This window comes from Schaalia sp. (genome assembly GCF_050312375.1).
Lineage (GTDB): Bacteria > Actinomycetota > Actinomycetes > Actinomycetales > Actinomycetaceae > Pauljensenia > Pauljensenia hyovaginalis.
The window spans coordinates 21,724-42,451 of record NZ_JBNOYB010000041.1; the positions used below are offsets into that span (position 1 = coordinate 21,724).

Here is a 20,728-nt window from a genome sequence, read left to right on the forward strand (position 1 = left end):
GGATGCGAGGGCGCGCTCCCCCTCAGGCGGGCGCTTCCTCCCCGTCTTCGCATGCGATGAGGTCACCGGTTTGTCCTGCTAGCCCTCAGGCGGGCGCTTCCTCCCCCGTCTTCGCATGAGCGGCCGCTCCGAGTCGGGTCCTTCCGGCGACGAAGCGATCGAGGGCGACGAGGAGTCCCGGCAGGACGAGGAGGATGAGGGCGGTCGCGGCGAGTGCGCCGATCGCGATGGTTCGGCAGATCTGACCGACCGTAGGGTTCTCGAAGAGGAAGCCGAGGATCCCGGTGACGAGGATCATGATGGAGCCGGAGGTGGCGATCGTGTGGATCGAGCGCTTGAGCGCGCGGCCGATCGCCTCCGCGGGTTCGAGCGAGCGCCTGGCCTCGCGGTACTGCGTGGTGAGGAGGATGCCGTAGTCGATGGTCGCCCCCATGAGGATGCACTGCACCATGAGCTGGGCGAGGTAGTAGTTGGCGTAGCCCTGCAGCCCGATCGCGGTGATCGTGAGGAAGACCCCGCATTGAACGAGGAGGACGAGGAGGGCGGGAACGGACAGGGAGAAGAAGGTGAGGGCGACGACGAGGAAGATCGAACCCGCCGTGAGGAGGGAAATGAGCGTCATCTCCGTGTCGAAGGATTGACGCATCTCGTGGATGAGCACGGAGTCCCCGACGAGACGGCATCCTCCTTCGAGGTCTTCGCAGTTCGAGAAGAGTCCGGAGACGAACTGCTCGGTCCGTTCGGATTCGACGGGGAGCGTCGTGGTGATGATGAGCCGCGAGTGCTTCGTGCCGACGAGTTGGATGAGCGCCGTCGAGATCCTTTCGCGCGCGTCTTCGACGGCGGCGCGCGAATCGGCGTCGATGAAGGGCGCAAAGCGCTGATCGGGGAGGATCCTCGAGGCGAGCACGTCGACGAGTTCCGCGATCGACAGAGTCTTTTCCGCACCGTCCCACGTCTTCGCGGCGTGGGCGAGATAGGCGAGTCCGATCGACGCGGAGTCGGCCTCGGAGCCGATGCGGTGGAAGAAGGAGGCGAGCTGTGCGGGCGTGAAGGCCGTCTGCTCGGCTCCCGCGTCGATGATCGCCCGCAGGCGCCTGAGGCCCGTCGCTTGTTCGGGGGTGAAACGGCCCGCGGATTCAGGCGAGGTGAGGACCGTGTCGACGAGGAATGCGATCGCTGCTTGCGGGCTCATCCGCCACGAGCTCGAGTCGGAGTATTTCGCAGTGCGCAGGAGCGCGAGTTGGCGCGCGCGCAGATCGGAGATCCCCGTGAGGGAGGCGAGGGCCGCCGGCGTGTAGGCGCGCCCGGCGACCGTGTCGTTGACGATCCTCTGGAGGCGTTCAAGTTCGCCCCTCCGGCTCGCGCTCATCGGATCGTTGACGAGGATCCCGATGATTTCCCGAGGGGAGTGGGTGCGCTGCGCGGCGTCCTGCGTCGCCCCCACCGCGTGCGCGAGGGCGAGGATCTGCGGATCGAGTCCGGCGGCCCTGGCGAAGTCCGCGAGCGGCATCGGGTTCGTCTTCACGGTGGATGAGGCGATCGCGTGGAGCGCGCGAAGCTTCGCGGCGGTCGCCGAGTCGATTCCCGTTGCCGCACTGGCCGCGGGATCCGTCAGAACATGCTGGACCAGTGCGTCGAGGAAGACGATCGCTTCGGCGACGGCGGGCGAGGGCGGGACGGATCCGCTCATGGGGCTGAGGAGGGCGAGGACGGCTTCGACGTGTTCGACGGGCATCGAGAAGAGTGCGGCGAGGCCCGGCGCGTCCATCGGGGTGGTGAGCGTTTTCTGGTCGGTGAAGGGCGCGAGGGCGGCGAGGGCCGTCGCCTGTTCGGCCGTCATGCCGCCCTGGTCGGCGGGGATCGCGCTTGCGAGCGCGCGAAGGGCGGCGAGGTGGGCCGCGGGCAGGGCCGAGACCCCGCTGTAGGCGCCGGATTCGGCTGCAAGACGCGCATACAGGAGCGCCATCTGCGCGGGATCGCTTCCCAGCAGGGCGGCCATCTGCTCCGAGCCGATCGGCGTCGTCATCGCGCCCGCGTCGGTGAAGGGCGCGAGGGAGTGGGCCTGGATCATCGCCGAGGGCGCGAGCAGCGAGGCGTAATGCGGATCATTGGCGAGGTCGCGGAGGAGGAAGTCGACGAACTGGGCGAGGGTCATCGAGTCGGCATGAATCGTCGGGTCGCTCACGGCGTGCTGGAGGAGGACTCCTCGCGCATCTTCTTCGCTCATGCGCAGGACGGGGGCGAGTTCGGCGGCTCCCATCGGCGTCGTCATCGCGGTTTGGTCGAGGTAGGGCATGATTTCGTTCAGCCGCTCGCTAAGGCCCGGGGCCATCCGCGCCGATGCCTGCCGATCGGAGTGGAGGAATGAGATGAACTCCCGGAGCGTCATCCTCTCGGTCGCTTCACCGCCGTGGGCGAGGAAGTAGACGAGGCGCAGGGCCTCTTCGTCGAGGGCCATCCCTCCCCCGTCGAGTTCTTCGAGGGCGGCCGTCATGTCGGGCAGGGTGCGCTGCGCGCCGATCGTCGTCGAATGGGCGGACACGGAGCGGACGAAGGGCTCGCCCTCGATCCGTTTCGCGAGCCGGACGATATCGTCCTCGTCCGTATTCGCATAGACGAGGACGATCGGGTTCTCCGTCGGGAAGACCTCGGCGATCGGATCGTCCTTGCTCAAGGTGTAGGCGATGGGGGTGCCGGCGGCGCTCACCCACGATCCCGCGAAGATGAGGACGAAGAGTGCGGCGATCGGTCTGCGGAAGCGGTATTCGAAGCGGGCCAGGGAGGACATGCCCGGCTTGAGGTGGGGCTTTCGCGTCGCCGCCAGGGCCTTGTCGGTGAGGAGGATGAGGGTCGGCAGGACCGTGAAGACGCTGAGCATCGACAAGAAGACGCCTTTGGCGAGGGCGATGCCGAGGTCGAGCCCGATCCCCAGGGACATGAAGCACAGCATGAGGAGGCCGACGACGGTCGTCATCGAGGAGGAGACGATCGAGGAGAAGGCTCCTCGCAGGGCCTTCACCATCGCTTCGGTCTTCGATTCCTCGAGTGCGCGCTCGTGCCGGTACCGGTTCATGAGGATGATCGAGTAGTCCATGGAGAGGACCAGTTGGAGGATCGCCCCGATCGTGAAGGTGATGTCGGCGACTGAGCCGCGGATGAGGTTGGTTCCCAGGTTGAGGACGACGGCCATCCCGATCGTCAGGAGGAAGAGGAAGGGCTCGATCCACGATGCCGACATGATGAGGAGGATGAGCGCGAGGAGGCCGACGGCGACGCCGACGATCCAGAGGGGGAGTTCAGCGGCCTGCGAGGGGTTGTCCGAGCGGATCACCGGCCGCTCGGCGCGGAAGCGCTCTTCCACGGTCCTTTGGATCACTCGGTCCGTTTCGGAGCCGTAGGGCGCGGTCGAGTGGAGGATGAAGAGGCTGCGTTCGCCTTTGCGGAAGGCATCGGATTCGGGGTCGAAGGAGACTTCCTCCACTCCGGGGATGTCTTCCATTTCGGAGGCGATGCGCTGTTCTTCGCCGGACGACAGGCCTTCGAACATCACGCGCGTCGTCGAGAGTTGTTCGGATGGGGGGAATTCCCCGTCCATCAGGGCGAGGCCCTCGCGCATCTGGGAGTCGTTGGGCAAGAACTCCGCCATGTCGGTGATGACGCCGACCCGTGGGGCGAGGAGACCGGCGAGGACCGTCGCGACGACCATGACCGCGAAGATCAGATGTCGCGCAGAAACGAGGAACCGCGCGATTCCGGACGCCACCCGCTCCTCCCCAGTGAGTTCCAGCCGAGACTTGTCCTCTTCTCAATCTACCTGCATGGTTACTCGTTCGCCTCCGCTTGATGGTTGCGGTCAGGTTTCGATGCGAGTCCGGGGTTCCGCGCGGGTGGAGGCCTTCCCTGCCATGATGTCGAGGGCGCCGCGAGGGGTCTTGGCGTCCTCGTCGTCAGCGTTCGAAGGGATCGAGCGGGGAGGCGGGTTTGTCCCCGATCATCATCGTTTCGAATCGGGTCTGCATGAAGCGGTCGTCGTAGTGGGAGTCGATGAAGGCGTCGATCGCGCTGGTCGATGCTGTTCCCGCTTCGCGTTCCTGCCACCGGTCGAGGACGAGGAGCGTCATGCAGGCGTCGGCGATGATGAACAGGGCGGTGGCGACGGTGAGGGCGGCCCGCCAGGTCAGGGGGATCCGTTCGACGAGCTCGAGGAGGTCCGGGAGGAGGAGGCGGATCCAGACGAGGCCGAGGAGCCCCCAGGCGAGGCAGTGGGCGAGGTCGGTGCGCCCGTCGATGTTGAGGAGCTCCTTCGAGTAGTCCCAGGCGATGATGCCGAAGGAGTACTCCATCCACCAGCTCACTGCGAATTCGAAGGCGCCCCCGATCAACGCCGATACGAGGACGATGACGGTCTTGGAGGAGTTCCACCACCGGTTGAGGGCGATCGTCATGAGGAGCGCCCCGAACCCGTAGATCGGTGAGAAGGGGCCCCACAGGAGCCCGGCTCGGCTTTCCAGCGCGCCGACCGTCAGCAGGCGCCATAGGACTTCGATGCCGAGTCCGACGATCGAGGCGACGAGGAAGACCCAGAAGAGGTTGAAGAAGTTGAGGGGGATGTAGCCTCTGCGCTTCGGATCGCCTCCCCGCTCCCAGGGCCGCTTCAGACGGTGCCCCCGCCGCAGTTCGTCGTCCGTCGCGGTTTGGAAGCCGATGATGAGGGCCGCTTGGAGGAGGTAGTAGAGCTGCCAGAGTTCGATGCCGTTGCGTCCGACGTCGATGAGGAGGGCGATGATGATGGCGAGGAGGGTTGCGCGGACGAGGCGTTTCACGGGTTTCGTCGCGACGACGAAGTCGTAGACGATGATGGTGATGCATCCGACGGCGTCGAGGGCGAGGACGCAGATGTGGATCCATGTCATGGGGTCGTGCACCGGGGTCTGGCCGGCCGCGATGCCGAGGGCGACGTAGACGACGAGGACGACCGAGACGAGGGCGACGAGGAGGAAGACGACCCTCGCCGCGATGCGGCGGGCTCTGCTCCAGGAGCGGATGGCGGCGGTGCTCGGTTTCGTTCTCACGGTTCTACGGTAGCGCCCGCGCGTCGGAAGGGCTTGGGCCGTACGGCGTTCGCGATGTAGACGCCGAGGAGGATGAGCGCCATGCCGAGGATCTGGAGGAGGGTGATGCGTTCGCCGAGGACGGCGACGCCGGCGAGGATCGCGACGACGGCCGAGACGCCGACGAAGGAGGAGGTCGCGTTGACGCCGATGTGGGAGATCGCCGTGTTCGCGGCGAAGAAGGCGATCATGGAGCAGGCGATGCCCTGGTAGGCGACGGCGGCGCCGAAGCCCGTGTCGGTGAAGGGCAGGGCGAGGATCTCGCCGAGTGTTCCCGTCCGAAGGTGCTTCGCGACGAGGATCGTCCCGAAGGAGGAGGCGCCGCCGGCGAGCATGACGTAGGTGATTTCTACGCCGGTGAACTCGCGGGCGCGTTCGACGTAGACCGAGTAGAGGGAGTAGGCGAGAACGGCGAGGACGAGGATCGCGTATCCGCTCGGCGAGAAGGTGAGGTGGAGTCCTGTCGCGAGGACGGCGGTGACGACCCCGATGAGGGTCGTGATGATCCCGACGACTTGGCGCTGAGAGGGGCGTTTGCCGAGGATGACGGAGGAGGCGGCGATCGCGGTGACGGGGATGCAGGCGAGGAAGACCCCCGATTCGGAGGCGCTCGTCCGTGAGATCCCGAAGGTCTCGCCGATGAAGTAGAGGAAGGGGTTGAGCAGGCAGATGAGGAGGAGGGGTTTCGGGTCCTTGCCCCGGAAATTCGTTCGCACGACGCCGAGGGCCCGCAGGAGCGCGATTGAGGTGAATGCGAGGAGGAAGCGCCAGCCGAGGAGGTCGATCTCGTCGGCGGACTTCATCGCGTTCTTCGTGAAGGTGTAGGACAGGCCGAAGAGGATCTCGCAGACGAGGGCGGCGGTCACTCCGATGAGGATCCGCTTCCGGTCGTCGTTCATCGCCCTCCCCCCGTTTTCCGATTCGCGCTGACGGACGGCCTGTTCGATCGGTATCGCCGATCGGTATCGTCGCTTGTCGGCCCAGCCTATCCGCATCGCCCGCGCCCCGCCGAAAGCATCACTTTGTCCCATCGAAAGCATTCCTCCCCAGTCGGCGGGGCGCATGAGCACTGCGGGGACGAGGGCGGGCCCTTCGTCGGGACGGGGCCGGGCGCTCGCCGGCCAGGATCGTCAGTGCGCGAGCTCGTAGTTCTCCCGCACGTCGTCGGGAAGATCAGCGGGGATGCTCCGGGCGAAGTCCTCATTCCCCTCCGCGAGGGCGCGCCCGTAATACCAGCGCTTGAATTCGATCATCGCGCGGACTTTCTCAAGCTCGGCGATCCTCGCGTCGACTTCGGTAAGGCGTTCGTCGAAGAGGGCGCGCCGTTCGGGGTAGGTGCTCGGCCCCTGCGCGCACCAGTCCATGAAGCGCTTGATGTCCTTGATCTCGAGTCCGGAGCCTTTGAGGCATTCGATGACGCGGAGCGCTTCGATGTGCTCGGGCCCGAATCGGCGGAATCCCCCGACGCGCGGCATCTCGGGGAGCAGGCCCATCTGGTCGTAGTAGCGCAGGGTCGACACCGGCAGTCCGAACATCGTCGACACTTCACCGATGGTGTGCATGGGATCTCCTCACCTTCACGCTTGACCTCAAGTCAACTTGAGATTCTACAACTGAAGGGACGCGGGAGCCCGACCGTCGGGAGTCTCGGAAGAAAGGACGCATCGGATGCACGCCGCCGACCTCGATCTCACGAGCGAGTGGGACAAGACCTTCCCCCTCTCCGACCTCGTCGACCATGAGAAGGTCGCCTTCGCAACAGGCTACGGCCTCACTCTCGCCGCCGATCTCTACCGTCCCAAGGGCGCGGTCGGACCGCTCCCCGCACTCGCCGTCTCCGGCCCCTTCGGCGCGGTGAAGGAGCAGTCCTCGGGACTCTACGCGCAGACGCTCGCCGAGCGCGGTTTCCTCACGATCGCCTTCGACCCGTCCTTCACGGGCGAATCGAGCGGCCTGCCCCGGTACACGGCCTCCCCGGACATCAACACCGAGGATTTCCTCTCCGCCGTCGACTACCTCACGACGAGGGCGGACGTCGATGCCGAACGGATCGGCATCCTCGGCGTGTGCGGCTGGGGCGGGATCGCCCTCAACGCGGCCGCCGCCGATCCCCGGATCCGTGCGACCGTCGCCTCGACGATGTACGACATGACCCGGGTCGCGGGCAAGGGCTATTTCGACTCCGCGGACGAGCCCGCGTCACGTCAGGCCGCCAGGGTCGCCCTCGCCGCCCAGCGGACCTCGAATGCGAAGACGGGCGACAATCCGCGCGCCGGCGGCGTCGTCGACCCGCTGCCCGCCGATGCGCCCGACTTCGTCCGCGACTATCACGCCTACTACAAGGAGGCGCGCGGCTTCCACCCGCGCTCGCTCAACTCGACGGAGGGCTGGTCGGCGGTCGGGACCCAGGCCTACGCGAATGCGCGCTTCCTCAGGTACATCGGCGAGATCGACGCGCCCGTCATGATCCTTCACGGCGAGAAGGCGCATTCGCGCTACATGGGAGAAGCCGCCTACGAGGAGCTCGCCGCCGGGGTGAGGCCCGAGAACAAGGAGCTCGTCCTCATCCCGGGCGCCTCGCACACTGATCTCTATGACGGCGGCGAGGCCGGAGCGCTCGACGGCGCGATCCCCTGGGATCGGATCGCGAGCTTCTTCACCTCGGCCCTCGCCCGCGGCACGACGCGCTGAAGACACCGGGAAAAGGAGACCCACAATGGTCGTACAAACAGCCGGACGCGATTCGCTCGGGAGTTTCGCCCCGCAGTTCGCCGCCCTCAATGACGACGTCCTCTTCGGGCAGGTGTGGTCGGACGAGGCTCTCGACCTCAAGACCCGCTCGATCGTCACCGTCACCGCCCTCGTCTCCAAGGGCGTCGTCGACGAATCCCTGCGCTACCACCTCGCCACGGCGAAGGCGAACGGCGTGAGCCGCTCCGAGATCGCGGGCGTTCTCACCCACCTCGCCTTCTACGCGGGGTGGCCGAACGCGTGGGGCGCTTTCCGCTTCGCGAAAGAGGTGTGGGGTCCCGAGGACGAGGGCGGGCACGGCGGCCTCTTCGGAATGGGGGAACCGAACGAGGCCTACGCGCAGTACTTCACCGGCCGCTCCTACCTCAAGCCCCTCACCGGGCCTGAGGCCGTCCTTCCGGTGTCGAATGTCACCTTCGAGCCGGGATGCAGGAACAATTGGCATGTTCATCGCGCGATTTCGGGCGGCGGGCAGCTCCTCATCTGCGTCGACGGCCTCGGCTGGTATCAGGCGAAGGGCGAGCCCGCGCGTCCCCTCGCACCGGGCGATGTCGTCTCGATCCCCGCGAACGTCGAGCACTGGCACGGCGCCCGGGCCGATTCGTGGTTCTCGCACCTGGCGATCGCCGTTCCCGGCGAGGGCGTATCGAACGAGTGGCTCGCCCCGGTCGGAGACGAGGAGTACGCGGCCCTCTGAGCCTCCGCGGCCCCTCGTCGGTCGCGCGTACGATCGTCGACTGCGGGGTTCCTCGCCCCTCGCACCGTCCTAGTCGGAAGATTCCACCCAGGCCCCGAGGAGAGACGTCGATGCATTACCTCATCCGAGAAAGACTCGAAGCGTGCGAGATCGATGAGATCCCCGGTTCCGGGTCGCCTTTTGTCGCCGTCCTCACCCCGCAGGAGTGGGCCGCCGGACAGGACGCCTATGACATGGGGATCGAGTTCGACCCGGACATCACGGCCGCCCTCGACACCCAGGCGAGCGCGAACTACGACGCGATCACGGGGACGATCTTCATCCCCGACCGGGCCGATCCCGATCTTCCCGAGACCCGTTTCGCCTTCGCGCTCGATGAGAAGGGCGTCGTCTTCATCGACGCCGATCGCAACGCCTCCACCCTCGTCGCCTCGATCGCCCAGGCGAAGCGATGGAGGAAGCCCGGACTCGAGCGCTTCCTCGCGGACTTCCTCACGCAGATCATCAAGGGCGACCCGCAGGTCCTCCGGGACTACGAGCGCGAGCTCGACGCGATGGAGGCGGCGATCATGGAGGACCGGGCCGGGGACGCGCCGCAACGGATCAACCGCATGCGATCCGAGCTGCGCGACCTCGACGATCACTACGACCACCTCATGGATCTCATCACCCTCTTCGAGGAGAACGAGAACGGCTTCTTCGCCGAGGAGGACCTGCGCTACTTCCGGACCGTCTACTCACGCCTCGACAAGCTCCGCGACCAGTCGTCGTCCCTGCGCGACCAGGCGCTCCAGATGCGCGACCTCTACAAGATGCACCTCGATATCGAGCAGAACCACATCATGACGGTCCTCACCGTCGTGACCGTGATCTTCGCGCCGCTCACGCTCATCGCGGGCTGGTACGGCATGAACTTCGCCCACATGCCCGAGCTCGCGAGCCGCTGGGGATACCCCGCGGTCATCGCGTTGTCGGCGCTGGTCGCGGTCGGTTCGCTCTTCTACTTCAAGAAGCGGAAGTGGCTGTAGGGCGCGCAAGTCGCGCCGTGGTCGCCGCCGAGCACAAGACCTACGAGGAGGCCGCGGCCGGGATCGAGCGCACGCTGACGACGACGGGCTTGACTGCCTCGACTTGATGATCATCCACTCGCCCCGGCCGTGGGCGGAGGTCAATCAGTCGCAGGACCGCCACGTCGAGGGGAACATCGCGGCCTATCGCGCTCTCGAGGACGCGCTTGAGGCGGGCAGGCTCGGCATGGTCGCGCTCCCGAAGACGAAGAATCCGGATCGCATGCACGAGAACGCGGCGCTCGGCTTCGAGATCGCCGAGGAGGACATGACGCTGCTCAACGCTGCGGGCGGGCTGCCCGACTACGGTGAGAGCTCCTTCTTCCCCGTGTATGGCGGGAAGCTCTGATCGACGTCGAGAATCGGCGTTGCGCGAGGGCGCGAGTCGCGGATGGACGAGGGCGGGGCAGCGGGCCTCGCGGCGCGCTCGGGGGCCGGACTGCCCGCCCTCGTTGACGGGCCGCTCAGGCGGCGAGTGCTTGTTGACGCACTTCAGGCGCCGAGCGCTTGAGCGCGGCCGAAGGAGTGGTAGGTCCAGCCCGCTCCCCTGCGGCGATGCATGAGGAACCCGGCGCCCGTCAGGACGAGCGCGGTGCCCAGGCCCGTGTAGAAGAAGGAGACGAACCACGCGGGGATGAGGCCGACTGCGCGCAGCCCGATCCCTCCGCCCATCATGACCGTCATGATGAGATACCCCTTCGCGTCGAGGAAGCGCAGCGGGCTGACTGTTTCTCCGGCGAGAGCGCGGATCCGCGCGGCGTTCTTCTTGACGATGCGGCCGAACATCGCGTGGAAGGCCGTGAAGACCGCGAGCCCGCCGATCAGGAGGAGGGCGATGCCGGGGAGGTGGGCGCCGCCGAGTTCGGCGGCCGCATGAAGGCCGATGTTGACGACGTTGAGGCCCGCGATGATCCATACGACTCCGGCGACGATGAGCAGGTTCTCGCGACGCACGGCGAGGATCGGAGCGCTTTTGCGACGCGGGCGATTCAGCACCTGGAGGACGAGGGCGAGGGCCGCGACGAGGCTGGCGGCGAGGACCGTCACCCCGGCGTCGGACAGGCGGATCCCCGGTATGCCGAGGAGCATCCCGATGAGGTACGGGATGAGCCAGAAGAGCCAGACGAGCCGCGAGAAGGTGTGGAACTGGGCGAGACGGCGCTGATCCTTGCGGGCGAGGACGATGCTCGCCCACGCCGCGTGGATCGCCATGAGGACGAGGGCGATCCCGCCGGTCGCCGCGTGGAGGCCGGAGCCGGCACCGTCATCGGCGGAGGCGATTCGTCCCATGATCGAGGTGCCGATCGAGTCGAAGGCGAAGCCCGCCCAGAAGAATCCGAGGTGGCGTCCGGTGAGGACTCCGGCGCGTTGTTCGCCGAAGACTCCGATCGTGTAGAGGAGGAGGGCTGTGGTGATGGCGGCGATGGCCGCCCCCAGCATGAGAGTCATGGGGTCTTCCTTCAAATGGTGAGGAGCATGAGGGGGATCATTCGCTCGGATGGGCGCTGTAGAGTGCGCGCTCCAGGAGGGCGAAGAGGGTGTCGAGGTCTTCCTTGTCGCGAAGCGCGGCGATGAGGCGATCGGTGACGAAGGAGGCGAGGGCTTCGGGGTCGAGCGGACCGACGAGCACGCCGGGGGCGATCCGGGGATCGGTGCGCAGGACCTGGACGAGTCCGTGGCGCATGTGCCCGAGTCGGGCGAGGGCGGCCTCTCGGCCGCGTTCGCGCTCATCCCGCGGCAGTGCATGGATTTCAGTGAGCCAGGTCGAGGCGTACTCCCCCATGAGTTCGTCCATCGTCGTTTTGAAACGGCGGATGAAGCGGACGAAGCCCTCGTCGGGTTCGGCATGGCAGAAGTCTTCGACGATGCTCCGTGCGAAGAAGCGTTCGACGACGGCGAAGACGAGGTCGGCCTTCGTCGGGAAGTAGGTGTAGACCGAGCCGATGGAGATCGAGCATGCTGCGGCGAGCTTGCGGATGGACAGGGCGCTGAGCCCTTCTTCTTCCGCAATGGCATAGGCGGTGTCGGTGAGCCGGGACTTGTCGATGACTTGCTTCGGCATATGAACGCCTCCCGCGGAACGAATACTGAACACTGTTCACTGAACAGTGTTCAGTATCGTGCACACCCCCTTCCGAATCAAGCCGGGCAGGCGCTCTCGCAGGCCCCTCAGCCACTCCACCCCACTCCTCAACCAGAACAACCCCCTCACAATCCCCCAAAGGTGCCCAACATGGGCTCCACGCATGCGCATCTCCCTTCTTGGGCACCTTTCGGGTAATGAGAGCACCGGATCCGCCCACTCCGGATCAACCCGGAGCCCACGCGCACCAAAACCCGCTCCCCCACTATCTTTGGAGGAGGGCGGGCACGGGGCTCGCAGTCAAAGGAGGACCTATGATCCGCGCCGTCATCTTCGACTTCGATGGACTACTGGTGGACTCCGAGACGCTTTTCCACCGCGTCTACGCGGAGATCCTCGCCGATCACGGGCACCCCTTCACCCGCGACGATTATTCGGCCGGTTACGCGGGCAGACCCGTTCCCGCGATCGCCCGGGCTTTCGTCACCGACTTCAAGCTCCCCCTGTCCAGCGAGGAGGTCGCTCGGCGGATCCACGCCGACGAAGCCGCCCTCCGCGCCGAGGGCGTTCCCCTCAAGCCCGGAGCCCGCGAATTGCTGGATCACCTCAAGGCGCGCGGGTACGGGATCGGAGTCGCCTCCTCGTCGCAGAGGCCCAGAGCGATGAGCGTTCTCGAGCAGCACGGACTCGTCGACTTTTTCGCGGCGAGCGCTTTCGCCGAGGACATCTCCCGCGGCAAGCCCGACCCCGAGGTCTTCCTCCTCGCCGCAGCCCGCCTCGGCATCGATCCGAGTGAGTGCCTCGTGCTCGAGGATTCGACGATGGGGATCGAAGCGGCGGCCAACGCGGGAATGCGGGTGATCTGCATTCCGGATATGCAGGCGCCGGACGAGGAGCACCGCGCGATGGCGACCGCCGTTCTCGACGGTCTCAATGACGTTATCGGATTCCTCGAGAAGGAGCGGTCCGCAGGCCTCTGATCCGCACGCGCGGCCCTCGGACCCGCTGTTGCATCGGCCTTCCATCCTCCGTCGAGCGAACATCGGCCGCATCCTCAGCACTCCCTGAGCCGCAGCGCTTTGTGCATCCAATGAGGCGAAGCGCGAACTCGCCGGCGGCTTCCGCAGACGGCACGGAGACGTTCGCCCCTGAAGAGGCCCGGGCGAACACGAACGGCAAGTTCCGATTCAACTCCAAACCGGCGCATTCAACTCCAAGTCGGCGCGCGCGAGCGCTGCCGCTCTCGCGCGCCGCCGCGTTCTCAGCGCAGGGTCCCGTCCTCGCCCCCCCATTGACCAGTGTGCATATTGCATATACACTTCATAATCAGATGCATCGGTCATCGGGCTCCTCATGGCCGCGAGGAGCCCTCAGGAGAACTATGGACATCATCATCTCGAACTCGTCGAACAAGCCGATCTACGAGCAGATCGCGAGCCGGATCCGCGATGCGATCCTCTCGGGCGAACTCGCGCCTGGGCAGGCGCTCCCCTCGATCCGAGCGCTCGCGAACGACCTCAAGGTCAGCGTGATCACGACGAAACGGGCCTACGCCGACCTTGAAGCAGCCGGCTTCATCGACTCCGTCCAAGGCAAGGGCAGCTTCGTCACCGGAGGCAGCCTCGAACTCCAACGGGAGGAAGCCCTGCGCACCCTCGAATCACGGCTCGCCGCGATCGTCGACGAGGGGGCCTCCCTCGGACTCGAGGCGAAGGACCTCCACGAGATGATCGATCTCCTCGCCGCGGATGCACGATGAGCGCAGCGGCGAACCGAAAGGACCATCGATGAGCGACATTCTGAGGGTCACCGGCCTGAAGAAGACCTACCCCGGTTTCACCCTCGACGGCGTGAACCTGAACGTCGAAGCGGGCACGATCGCCGGATTCGTCGGGCGCAACGGCGCCGGGAAGACGACGACGATCAAAACGATCCTCGGTCTCACCTCCCCCGACGAGGGCGAGATCAGACTCTTCGGCGAAGACCCCCGCTCGAGCGAGAATACGCGGACTCGCCTCCTCGAAAGGATCGGAGTCGTCCTCGACACCTGTCCCTTCCCCGAGCAGCTCCGAGTGCGCGCCCTCGGCCCGATCGGCCGGACGAACTACCCGCGATGGAATGACTCCCTCTTCGCCCGCCACCTCGACGCTTTCAGCATCGACCCGAAGAAGAAGATCAAGGATCTTTCGCGCGGCATGGGTATGAAGCTCCAGATCGCCTTCGCCCTGGCCCACGAACCCGACCTCCTCATCTGCGACGAGGCGACCGCCGGCCTCGACCCGATGGCCCGCGCTGAGACGATCGACGTCCTCCTCGATTTCGTCGCCGAGGGCGAGCGCGCCATCCTGCTGTCCACGCACATCACGAGCGACCTCGACGCCTGCTCCGACACGGTCACCTGCATCGACGCCGGCCGCATGGTCTTCTCTTTGACCAAGGAGGAGATCACGGGATTGGCCGGCGTCGCCATCTGCTCGAGCGCCGACCTTGAGGCGCTTCGCGCCGAGTCCGCCCTCGACGATGCGCTGGCTATCGTCCCCGGCGCCTACAGCACCGAAGTCCTCGTCCGCGAGCGTTTCGCATTCGCCGAGCGCTTCGGCCGGATCGCGCTCGAGCCCGCAACGGTGGAGAAGTACATGCTCATGACTCTGGGAGGCCGGCGATGAAGAAAGTAATCATGACGGATCTCGCCATCACGAAGGCGCAGCTCGCACTGACCGCCGCCGTTTGCCTCATCCTCGGAATCTTCATGACGGTGGCGATGGACACGCCCCTCGTCATCGGCGCGCCGCTGGCGATCTTCCTCCCCTACACGCTCTCATTGAGGCTCTGGGCGAATGACGACCAGAACGGGTGGGGCGTCTTCCGCCTCGCAATGCCGCAGGCGCGCCGTTCAGTCATCATCGGCCGCTACCTCGAGACCCTGAGCGCGATGTGCGTCTCCTTCCTGCTCGGCTCACTCGTCTCGTGGACCTACGGCCTTGTCATCACGCCGACGCTCCCATCCGGCTCCGATTTCGACTCGGTTTTCACCATCGCCTCCCCCACCGCTCTGGGGATCTTCGTCTGCGCCGTATCCGCGCTGATCGCGGGCATCTCCGTAGCAATATCCACGCCCTTGTTCGCCGCGATCGGCGCGAAGGGCGCCGCCGCCTTCGTCCCGATGCTCACGATGTTCGCGCTCGCATTCCTCATCGGGGGAGGCTCCTCCTTCGCCGCATCCTCCGGCCTCGGCGATCGCCTCAGGGCCGTGCTCCCCGCCGCGCTTGCGACGCCGAGCGGACTGCTGCTGTTCCTCCTCGGGGCATTCGCCCTGTTGACGCTCGTCCTCCTCGCGCTCTCCTGCGCCATCGCCGTGAAGCTCTACGAGAGACGGGAGTTCTGAGGTCACAGGTCCACGACGTACCGATGGGCACGAGGGGTTCGACGTTTGTTATAGGCGTCGAGCCTCTCGTGCCCATCCAGTCAGAAGGCAGCAAGGCGCTCCTTATGACCACCGCAGACATCGAGAAACGACGACCCGCAATCATCAAAAGATGGCCGCAGGAGCCGGTTTCTCGATGCTCACTCCGCCTCAGCTCTCAGATTCAGTCCACCCAGGCGTCGGCACAGCAATGGAGTCCCCGGGACGCGCACCGCGCCTGTTCTGCGGCTCAACAAGCGCTGCATCCAGGAAGGCTCTCGCAATGATGCACCCCTCGTCGCTTTCAAGCCAAAGATGCAGACGTCCCGGTTCCTCACGAGCCGGGGCTTCGATCCTCACCGGATGCGTCGTTTTGAAGGGATGAGCATCAACAGGAAGCGCGCTCACCACCTGTCCGCGCACTTGATCAGCAGAAGCTCCGAACGCAGACCAGCCACATCGAATCACTCCGCGAATCGACGTTGGACCATGATGAGAAACACGAACATACAGAGGCAGCCCCCGAGTTGGCGGTTCGATATCCGCGCCCGCACGAAGCGGCACGAGATCGACGATAAGCACGGTCTCCGCATGAACATCCGACGGGTTACAACCACCCCATTCCTTAGGGTTGCGCCAGGCATCCAGAATGCCCGCAGCCTCATGTTCGACGTCACACAACTCGGTATAGACGTACCCACTCAGTCCATCATGCCGGCGCAGTTCTTGAGTCTCCCACCGCAGATGCCAAGCACGTTCAAGACTCGTCCACCCTTCGCCGTATTCGCTGTTGATGTTCGGACGGTTCAGAAGGCTCTCATACCCATCGGCGATCACTCTTTTGTCGACGACGAAATCGGGGCCTAGTCGTACGGGAAACGCTGCGTCGGGGTCATTGATAAGTGAAGGGATGGACTTACTCCACGTCCGGATATCAGGCTCATAGTAGTGCCAATCAACCACGTCGGTCTTGACGTGATTCCATCCGGAATTTTCAACAATGGGACGGCTCGAGTCGAGGGATGCAAGCAGATCATAGGCGCGCATTGCCGCAGCACGACGCACTCCACTACCTGGGATATCCCAGTCCAGGCCCCATTCCTCGTTGTAAAGACCCCACAGAATGATCGAAGGATGATTCCCATCGCGTTCAACCATTGCGGGCAGCTGCCCCTCAAAAGCGCGCGCGCTCTCTTCGCTGAACCTGCTCGGGCACGCCGGCTCCTCCCAGACAAGCATTCCCATAGCATCGGCCCGGTGAAGCCAGAGGGGATCCTCGAATTTCAAGTGTTTGCGCACCATCGTGAAACCAAGATTCTTCGCAAGTTCAAGATCGCGCTCAAGAGCATCGAGAGTCGGGGCGGTCAGACCCGAATCCGGCCAATAACCTTGGTCAAGAACGCCGCGCAGGAAGATCCGACGACCATTGAGGAGGATCGTCCGCCCTTCAATGCGGATCTCCCTGAGGCCCGTTGTGGCCGTGACGAGATCGCGCGCATCGCCTTCGCCTGTAGAGAACTCAACATGGTAGAGATACGGATCCTCAGGCGACCAAAGGTGAGGATGCCTGGGCTTCAGGCGCGCCTGAACGCGCCCACGATCATCGGCTACTGTCGTCAGACCTTCACCGGTTTCAAGCAGACGAATCTTCACCTCTTGCCCCGCTCGCCACTGCCCGGCCAGCTGCGCATCGACGGCGATCGATTCGAGATCATCACCACGCAGCCGAATCGCCGTCACGTAGGCGGATCCACGGCCTTCGAGCCAGACCGATTGCCAAATACCCGAGGTCGGAGTGAAGCTCACCCCGTCATAGTCATCCCTAGGAATCGAGCGTTGTTTCCCATGAGCGATGGAGCGTTTGTCGGCGGGCGCAAACACCTCGACTTGAAGGTCATGTTCGACTCCGGGGCGCAAACGGCCGGTTAGATCGAGCTCGAAGGACTCATATCCACCGATGTGCGTTCCCACCTGCTCGCCGTCGATAATAATCCGACACGAGTGGTGAACAGCCCCAAAACACAGGATTGGACGTCGCCCGATCCAGCTTGAATCGATCGTAACGCCCCTCTGGTAAACGGCAGATTCCAGCCAGGAGCGACAAATTCCTGAAGCTCGAGTGTCCCAAGCAAAGGGGACGAGAATCTGTGCAGCCTCAACACCGTCGGCACTGAAGTTCCAGAGCCCGTTGAGGGACTGCCAGAACTCGGAACGATCCATGTCAGGCCTCGGGTACTCAGACCGAGGATTAAGCAGAGAAGACAGCTGGACATCACTCATGACCAGTTCCTTTCGCATACACGTTCAAAGATCCCATAGAAAAAAGGACAGATAGCATATTCATCCGCATCGAAGCGCGCCGAAGGGCGAGAAGCACAAGGCTTCACGACGAGGATCACCCCTTGACACTGCCGGCGAGAATTCCATTGATGAAATGCTTTTGAAAGATCATAAAAAGGATGAGCAGGGGAATCAGCGCGGCCGTCGCCGCAGCGAGGAGCTCTCCCGTAACCGTTGCGTAGTCGGCGCCAATCCGATTTCCAGAGATGTTCTGCGCCAGGCTAGACATGAGGACTTGCAGGGTCGCCATCTTGTCATCTGAAGCAACAATGACCGGCCAGACGAAATCATTGTAGATGTTCATGATGGTCAGAACGGACAGCCCTGCAAGACCCGGTCGAATCACCGGCATGACGATGCGGATAAAAATCATGAATTCTGAGCAGCCATCAACGCGTGCAGCATCAAGAAGTTCATCGGGCACATCTGAAATCACTTGCCTCATCCAGAAGACCGCAAACGCATCGACAGCTCCCGGCAGAACAAGCGCCTGATAGGTGTTGACCCAGCCTAGAGTTTTCATCTCAAGGAGGAGAGGAATGATGAGAACAATCGTCGGGAGCATGAGAGTGATGAGAACCGTCCCGAACAGGAAGTTCTTTCCCACGAACGAATATTTTGCGAAGCCGAATGCGACGAGCGGCGCGAAGAAGAGAGTGATCGACCCCTTTACGAGGAGGACAACTGTTGTGTTGAGGAATCCTCTCGCCAGGGGCACATCCTCAAGCATCGCCCAGAAATTCGCGAAAGTGAACTCCGACACCCTGAACTCAAGAGGGTGACGCACGATGTCAACCGGAGGCTTGAAAGCAGAACCAACGGACCATAGGACAGGAGCGAGGACGAGTATGCACACCGGTATAAGAAGAAAGTGAGCGCCGATGTGACGCGACAGATTTCGCGCAGATCCCTTGGCGGAGCGGTTCGACAAGACGAGCATGTCATTCCTTAGAGCGCAACAGACGGACGAAGAGCAATGAAACAGCCATGATGATGACGACCAAGAGGAGCGAATTCGCAGCTCCTGTTCCCAAATCACCCCGTGTGATGTAGTTGTACAGGTGATAACCAGCCGTCGTCGTGGATCTGTATGGCCCGCCCTGCGTAACGACAAAAGGTTCTGCAAACATCTGGAAGACGCCGAGGGTTTGCATGACGATCGTAAAAGCCAGGGTCGGACGCAAAAGCGGGACCGTGACCGATATAATCTGCCTAGCCCTGCCGGCACCATCGAGCGCAGCCGCCTCATAGAGGGAAGAATCGATCGATTGCAGGCCCGATAACAAGATTATGACAACGAATCCAGTTGATTTCCAAAGAAAGAGAAGGGCGAGCGTAGGTTTCGCCCATTCAACCGTTGTGAGCCACCCGACCTCCGGCAGGCCGACAAGCCCCATAAGCGCATTGACGGCACCATGTCCAGCATCGAACAGCACGGTCCAGATTTGGGCAATCGCAACCAGCGGGGTGACATACGGGACAATGAGGATCACCCTGTAGACGCCGCGGAAGCGCAGGCCCGCAGAGTTGAGCAGGACGGCGATGATGAGGGCCGCCACCATCTGCACCGGAAGAATGAGGATCCACAGGACTGCTGAGTTCCCAAGAGAGTTCCAAAAGTCCGGATTGTTGAGCAGATACAGGTAGTTGTCGGGACCGACCCACAATGCCGCACCCGCCCCATGCCAGTCGGTCATGCTCAGCCGGGCGGTGAAGATAACCGGATAGACGGTGAAGGCGAGGAAGAGGAGGATGAAAGGAGCGATGAAGATGTACGGCGTCAACCGCTTGCGCTGCCCCATCCCCCTCTTCCAACGCGACTGCACGGTGCTGCTCACAGAGCTCACTGCCGTTCAACCAGGTTCGCCTGAATCGACGCGCTCGCCTTCTCGATGACCTCGTCGACATTGAGTTTGCCGTCATACATCAGTTGCAGATCATTGCCGAGATAGTCTGTCGCGCCGATCCACCAGCTCGGAATAGGAGTACCACCGGGAATCTGCCGACCCGCCTCACCGGCTACTGCCCACAGGTTCTGGTTCCCCAGAGCCGCGACCGGTTCGAAGAGGGACGCCTCGGGATCGGCTGCGGGCAGGTAGGCGGGAATCGAAGTCATCAGGCCCGACGGGTATACCTCGCTCGGCCCCCACACCTTCTTGTACCCATCCGCCTCATACATGAGGAATTCGTAGAAAAGCCATGCGAGTTCAGAGTTCTTGCCTTGCTTCGGCAAGACGAAAGAGGAACCTCCCATAGCGCCGCTTCGCACACCCTCTTCGGACCATGCGGGCAGCTCCATCGCCCGCCATGCGCCACTCGTCTGCTCGAGCATTTGCTCAGGGGCGAAGCTGAACCAAATCGCCCAGGGGTAGAAGACCTCATTACCGTTTTCAAGTTCGGCAATATCGGTTGGCCCCAGGTACTCAGCACGAGTGCCGAGCCCTTCTCCGTTAACGACGTTGAGGAATTCGAGGATTTGGCGATACTCGTCGCTATCAAGGCGCAGATTTCCCTCGGCGTCTGCCAGAGAGGTACCCATTTGGCTCGCATACATCTCGAGCTGGAGCTGCCCAAGGAAGGCACTTTGCTCGAGATGAATGGGACCGGATTCCGGCTTGTACTTCTTGTAAGCCCGAGCCGCATCAAGAAGGTCGTCATACGTCTTGATCTCAGCTGGATCGATACCCGCATCAGCCAGGGCTTCAGCATTGTAGAACAACAGACCCGGATTGAGATCGAACGGGATCCCGTAGATTCCATTTGCGCTGCGATTGACATCGAGTTTCTGAGGCGCGATATCCTCGGCGTAGGGCGCAAGAAGATCACTGAGATCCCAAAGATGCTCGGTGTACATCGAGACTTTCGCATCATCGAGGAACACGCCGTCCGGAACATCCGCACCTGCGATCAGAGTGTTTTGCAACTTAGCATCAATGTCAACAGCCTCATGTTTGACAACGATGCCAGGATATTTCTCATTGAAGGCCGCGATGGCGTTGTCGAAGACCTCAAAAAGGTCACCAGAACGATCCCAGATGACGATCTCACCAGAGGGGGACTCATCTTCGACAACCTGGAGCTTGTCGGTCGAGGCAGATTCTGCAGCGGAGTCGACGACGTCGGGACCGCAACCGCTGAGGACCAGAGCCGCGACGCCTGCGAGGACGAGACCGAAACGCCCAGCGCGCGGGGATACGCGAGTCAGAGACATGGCACACACTCCTTCGTGAACTTTTGCCATCGTGCGCAAATATACATCGGTTGTGCACACGT

General features: G+C 63.7%; 18 protein-coding genes. 8 read left to right on the plus strand and 10 right to left on the minus strand.

Features of this window, described 5'->3' with window-relative positions:
* Positions 1-85: 85 nt before the first annotated feature.
* From ACQY7V_RS03055 to ACQY7V_RS03070, 4 genes are all read right to left on the minus strand, one after another.
* Complete coding sequence (locus ACQY7V_RS03055) at positions 86-3,766, minus strand: MMPL family transporter (protein WP_428638854.1); 3,681 nt, start codon at positions 3,764-3,766, stop codon at positions 86-88.
* Between the two features lie 184 nt (positions 3,767-3,950).
* On the minus strand, positions 3,951-5,075 hold the full coding sequence (locus tag ACQY7V_RS03060; protein ID WP_428638856.1) for a putative ABC transporter permease: 1,125 nt from the start codon (positions 5,073-5,075) through the stop codon (positions 3,951-3,953).
* Positions 5,072-6,013 carry a DMT family transporter gene (locus tag ACQY7V_RS03065; RefSeq protein ID WP_428638858.1) on the minus strand — a complete coding sequence of 314 codons (942 nt, stop codon included), beginning with the start codon at positions 6,011-6,013 and terminating at the stop codon, positions 5,072-5,074. The genes ACQY7V_RS03060 and ACQY7V_RS03065 overlap by 4 nt, the downstream gene beginning before the upstream one ends.
* 231 nt (positions 6,014-6,244) lie before the next feature.
* Entirely contained in the window at positions 6,245-6,676 is a 432-nt protein-coding gene (locus ACQY7V_RS03070; protein ID WP_428638860.1) for a MerR family transcriptional regulator, read from the minus strand.
* 106 nt (positions 6,677-6,782) lie between these two features.
* On the opposite strand from ACQY7V_RS03070, the gene ACQY7V_RS03075 reads away from it, so the two are divergent.
* The 4 genes from ACQY7V_RS03075 to ACQY7V_RS03090 all read left to right on the plus strand — a co-directional run bounded on the left by ACQY7V_RS03075 (position 6,783) and on the right by ACQY7V_RS03090 (position 9,978).
* Entirely contained in the window at positions 6,783-7,805 is a 1,023-nt protein-coding gene (locus ACQY7V_RS03075) for an alpha/beta hydrolase (RefSeq protein ID WP_428638862.1), read from the plus strand.
* 25 nt (positions 7,806-7,830) lie between these two features.
* Positions 7,831-8,562 (plus strand): carboxymuconolactone decarboxylase family protein, encoded by a 732-nt coding sequence (locus ACQY7V_RS03080; protein ID WP_428638864.1) that lies wholly within the window; start codon positions 7,831-7,833, stop codon positions 8,560-8,562.
* Positions 8,563-8,672: 110 nt separating this feature from the next.
* Positions 8,673-9,590, plus strand: a complete 918-nt coding sequence (locus ACQY7V_RS03085) for a CorA family divalent cation transporter (protein WP_428638867.1) — start codon at positions 8,673-8,675, stop codon at positions 9,588-9,590.
* Between the two features lie 103 nt (positions 9,591-9,693).
* Positions 9,694-9,978: a hypothetical protein gene (locus ACQY7V_RS03090; protein ID WP_428638869.1), complete on the plus strand. Its 285-nt coding sequence runs from the start codon at positions 9,694-9,696 to the stop codon at positions 9,976-9,978.
* A 143-nt stretch (positions 9,979-10,121) separates the two neighbouring features.
* On the opposite strand, the gene ACQY7V_RS03095 is transcribed toward ACQY7V_RS03090, so the two are convergent.
* Together ACQY7V_RS03095 and ACQY7V_RS03100 are read right to left on the minus strand one after the other, a co-directional pair.
* A complete protein-coding gene (locus ACQY7V_RS03095; RefSeq protein WP_229770393.1) occupies positions 10,122-11,078 on the minus strand; it encodes an HsmA family protein in 957 nt (318 codons plus the stop codon).
* 37 nt (positions 11,079-11,115) lie between these two features.
* Entirely contained in the window at positions 11,116-11,691 is a 576-nt protein-coding gene (locus tag ACQY7V_RS03100) for a TetR/AcrR family transcriptional regulator (RefSeq protein WP_235361925.1), read from the minus strand.
* Positions 11,692-12,026: 335 nt separating this feature from the next.
* Between ACQY7V_RS03100 and ACQY7V_RS03105 the strand changes: the two genes are divergently transcribed.
* From ACQY7V_RS03105 to ACQY7V_RS03120, 4 genes are all read left to right on the plus strand, one after another.
* A complete protein-coding gene (locus tag ACQY7V_RS03105; protein WP_428638872.1) occupies positions 12,027-12,692 on the plus strand; it encodes an HAD family hydrolase in 666 nt (221 codons plus the stop codon).
* Positions 12,693-13,093: 401 nt separating this feature from the next.
* A complete protein-coding gene (locus ACQY7V_RS03110) occupies positions 13,094-13,471 on the plus strand; it encodes a GntR family transcriptional regulator (RefSeq protein ID WP_154478006.1) in 378 nt (125 codons plus the stop codon).
* 28 nt (positions 13,472-13,499) lie between these two features.
* Positions 13,500-14,378: an ABC transporter ATP-binding protein gene (locus ACQY7V_RS03115; RefSeq protein ID WP_428638874.1), complete on the plus strand. Its 879-nt coding sequence runs from the start codon at positions 13,500-13,502 to the stop codon at positions 14,376-14,378.
* Positions 14,375-15,097, plus strand: coding sequence for an ABC-2 transporter permease (locus tag ACQY7V_RS03120; RefSeq protein WP_235361929.1), 723 nt, complete (start codon positions 14,375-14,377; stop codon positions 15,095-15,097). The genes ACQY7V_RS03115 and ACQY7V_RS03120 overlap by 4 nt, the downstream gene beginning before the upstream one ends.
* Positions 15,098-15,286: 189 nt before the next feature.
* Here ACQY7V_RS03120 and ACQY7V_RS03125 read toward each other — a convergent pair whose 3' ends face one another.
* The 4 genes from ACQY7V_RS03125 to ACQY7V_RS03140 form a co-directional block, all read right to left on the minus strand.
* Positions 15,287-17,395 carry a glycoside hydrolase family 2 protein gene (locus tag ACQY7V_RS03125; RefSeq protein WP_321082263.1) on the minus strand — a complete coding sequence of 703 codons (2,109 nt, stop codon included), beginning with the start codon at positions 17,393-17,395 and terminating at the stop codon, positions 15,287-15,289.
* 115 nt (positions 17,396-17,510) lie between these two features.
* A complete protein-coding gene (locus tag ACQY7V_RS03130) occupies positions 17,511-18,395 on the minus strand; it encodes a carbohydrate ABC transporter permease (protein WP_321082264.1) in 885 nt (294 codons plus the stop codon).
* 1 nt (position 18,396) lies between these two features.
* A complete protein-coding gene (locus tag ACQY7V_RS03135; RefSeq protein ID WP_321082265.1) occupies positions 18,397-19,257 on the minus strand; it encodes a sugar ABC transporter permease in 861 nt (286 codons plus the stop codon).
* Between the two features lie 41 nt (positions 19,258-19,298).
* On the minus strand, positions 19,299-20,666 hold the full coding sequence (locus tag ACQY7V_RS03140) for an ABC transporter substrate-binding protein (protein WP_321082266.1): 1,368 nt from the start codon (positions 20,664-20,666) through the stop codon (positions 19,299-19,301).
* Positions 20,667-20,728: the final 62 nt, after the last annotated feature.

Excerpts from the sequence above, each read along its gene's own strand:
- ACQY7V_RS03065 (WP_428638858.1), bottom strand. The coding sequence starts at position 6,013 with ATGAACGACGACCGGAAGCGGATCCTCATCGGAGTGACCGCCGCCCTC.
- ACQY7V_RS03070 (WP_428638860.1), bottom strand. The coding sequence starts at position 6,676 with ATGCACACCATCGGTGAAGTGTCGACGATGTTCGGACTGCCGGTGTCG.
- ACQY7V_RS03075 (WP_428638862.1), top strand. The coding sequence starts at position 6,783 with ATGCACGCCGCCGACCTCGATCTCACGAGCGAGTGGGACAAGACCTTC.
- ACQY7V_RS03080 (WP_428638864.1), top strand. The coding sequence starts at position 7,831 with ATGGTCGTACAAACAGCCGGACGCGATTCGCTCGGGAGTTTCGCCCCG.
- ACQY7V_RS03085 (WP_428638867.1), top strand. The coding sequence starts at position 8,673 with ATGCATTACCTCATCCGAGAAAGACTCGAAGCGTGCGAGATCGATGAG.
- ACQY7V_RS03095 (WP_229770393.1), bottom strand. The coding sequence starts at position 11,078 with ATGACTCTCATGCTGGGGGCGGCCATCGCCGCCATCACCACAGCCCTC.
- ACQY7V_RS03100 (WP_235361925.1), bottom strand. The coding sequence starts at position 11,691 with ATGCCGAAGCAAGTCATCGACAAGTCCCGGCTCACCGACACCGCCTAT.
- ACQY7V_RS03105 (WP_428638872.1), top strand. The coding sequence starts at position 12,027 with ATGATCCGCGCCGTCATCTTCGACTTCGATGGACTACTGGTGGACTCC.
- ACQY7V_RS03110 (WP_154478006.1), top strand. The coding sequence starts at position 13,094 with ATGGACATCATCATCTCGAACTCGTCGAACAAGCCGATCTACGAGCAG.
- ACQY7V_RS03115 (WP_428638874.1), top strand. The coding sequence starts at position 13,500 with ATGAGCGACATTCTGAGGGTCACCGGCCTGAAGAAGACCTACCCCGGT.
- ACQY7V_RS03120 (WP_235361929.1), top strand. The coding sequence starts at position 14,375 with ATGAAGAAAGTAATCATGACGGATCTCGCCATCACGAAGGCGCAGCTC.
- ACQY7V_RS03125 (WP_321082263.1), bottom strand. The coding sequence starts at position 17,395 with ATGAGTGATGTCCAGCTGTCTTCTCTGCTTAATCCTCGGTCTGAGTAC.
- ACQY7V_RS03130 (WP_321082264.1), bottom strand. The coding sequence starts at position 18,395 with ATGCTCGTCTTGTCGAACCGCTCCGCCAAGGGATCTGCGCGAAATCTG.
- ACQY7V_RS03135 (WP_321082265.1), bottom strand. The coding sequence starts at position 19,257 with ATGGGGCAGCGCAAGCGGTTGACGCCGTACATCTTCATCGCTCCTTTC.
- ACQY7V_RS03140 (WP_321082266.1), bottom strand. The coding sequence starts at position 20,666 with ATGTCTCTGACTCGCGTATCCCCGCGCGCTGGGCGTTTCGGTCTCGTC.